Raw genomic sequence first — 501 nt, 5'->3', positions numbered from 1 at the left:
GTACCGTCGTCGGCCGATGATCGTGCCCACCGTCGTCGAGGTCTGAGCGACGTCCGCTGACGCCGGTCCACCCGAACGGGGTGGGCCGGCGTTCGCCGTGTTCGGGGCGGTCAGGGCAGCGCGGCGACCGCCTCGGCGTACGCGACGCCGGTGGCGATGGCGGCGTCCATGAGGACCCGCAGCTGCGCCGGGGCGACCCCGTGCGCCAGGTCGGTGGCCACGTCGCCGGCAAGCACCAACTCGTCGCCGAGGTCGTGCGCGTACGCCTTGGGCAGCAGCCGGTCGTGGTTCCACGCGTTGCAGAAGGCGTACGCCTCGGCGCGGCGGGCCGCCGGTAGCCGACGGTTGGCCATGGCCCGGGCGTGCAGCACCTCACCGCGCTCACCGGCCCGCCGGAACTGGATCACCGCACCGTCCCAGTGGCCGACCACCGTCCCGCCCTCGTCCAGCACGTACCGGTCGCCGCGCCCGTCCAGGACGGCGGTGATCATGGTGAGGGAG

General features: G+C 74.3%; 1 protein-coding gene. It reads right to left on the bottom strand.

All coding sequences use genetic code 11. The features are described from left to right. Positions 1-110: 110 nt before the first annotated feature. A partial coding sequence (locus KBX53_RS35505; protein WP_210864089.1) for a YbjN domain-containing protein occupies positions 111-501 on the bottom strand: 391 nt, incomplete at its 5' end.

The sequence above is a fragment of the Micromonospora sp. M51 genome (genome assembly GCF_018070305.1).
Lineage (GTDB): Bacteria > Actinomycetota > Actinomycetes > Mycobacteriales > Micromonosporaceae > Micromonospora > Micromonospora parva.
Note: the sequence above shows the minus strand (reverse complement) of the source record. Positions and strands in the feature narration are given on the sequence as shown.